Source organism: Acidovorax sp. HMWF029 (genome assembly GCF_003060895.1).
In the GTDB taxonomy this organism is placed as follows: Bacteria; Pseudomonadota; Gammaproteobacteria; order Burkholderiales; family Burkholderiaceae_C; genus Acidovorax.
In genome coordinates this window covers 1-1,113 of sequence record NZ_QAIH01000136.1, presented here as the reverse complement: position 1 = coordinate 1,113, position 1,113 = coordinate 1, and the positions used below count along the sequence as shown (strand labels likewise).

1 protein-coding gene and 1 pseudogene are annotated in these 1,113 nt (G+C 64.2%); both read right to left on the bottom strand.

All coding sequences use genetic code 11. From position 1 onward, the window contains the following. Positions 1 to 328 precede the first annotated feature (328 nt). On the bottom strand, positions 329 to 877 hold the full coding sequence (locus DBR12_RS09100; protein WP_108616962.1) for a TPM domain-containing protein: 549 nt from the start codon (positions 875 to 877) through the stop codon (positions 329 to 331). Continuing rightward, positions 877 to 1,113, bottom strand: a pseudogene (locus DBR12_RS09095) (YgcG family protein); the annotation flags it as partial. The pseudogene DBR12_RS09095 and the gene DBR12_RS09100, both read right to left, overlap by 1 nt.

Here is a 1,113-nt window from a genome sequence, read left to right as displayed (position 1 = left end):
TCAAAAAACCATTCCTGAACCGGGTTCGGTGAGTCGCCTTGCGGGTTCGGCTCATCGATGGGATGAACTGTACGCCGATGGTGTTCAAGGAAAAACTAACTGGTCGCGAACTGACTGTTCCAGTATTGGAAACAATATCTAGCAAGCTCAGGTGAATACAGGCCGGCGGCTAGCCTCTGCGGCGGAAACCCCCGGCCTGACATGGAGAAACCCGGGGGCAAATTTGGAACAGCGAACTGGCGGGCTCGGGCTCGCCTGTGGAGCGCACTGCAATGCGACAGAGGACGGCGAGACATCCCTCGGTGTCGGAGGGGTTGGCTCCAGGGCACTAGGCCGTCGACGGCCCAACCGGTGTGTCCGGAAGTTCGTTGATGGGGGCAGTGCTGCCCGAGCGGGGGAAATGCCGTGCGAGGCGCTGCGAAACAGCATCAATGGCCTGGATCAGGCCTTCTTCGTACTGCAACTGCTGGAAGCGGGTGGACATCTGCCGCACCAGCCCTTGCCATTCCTGCGGTGGAACATGCCGTGCCAGGCCCCGGTCGGCCACGATTTCAATGGAGTGTTCTGGCATCAGCAGGTAGATCAGCACGCCGTTGTTGTGCTCGGTGTCCCACACCCGGTATTTGCTGAACAGCATGATGGCGCGTTCGCGTGGGCTGGCCTGGCGGCGCAGGTAGCTCCAGGGCAGGCTGGCCTCGACCACGACCCGGATCTGACCCGTGTGCTGTTGTTCGCTGGCGCTGACCTGTGCGCCGACGCGGCGCAAGGCCTGTGGCGAGAGGGTGCGGCGGGAGGCGGCTTCGGCCCAGCGGTGACGCAGCAGGCGCCGCAGTGCGTGCAGTGTGCCGAGGAGATGTTTGCTGCTGTTGCTGTCCACTACCAGTCTCCCGAGGCGCCGCCGCCGCCAAAGTCGCCACCGCCGCCGGAGCTGAATCCTCCGCTGTCACTGTTGCTACTGCTGTAGTCGCCGCCACTGCTGCCGCGACCCCAGCTTTCGGACGATCCACCGCCCTGGCCCAGTGCCACCGGCGCGCTGCGGCCCCCGAAGATCCAGGTGTAGAGCAGCGCAATCACGCCCGCCCCGATGGACAGCAGCAGGCTGGCGGTGAACAC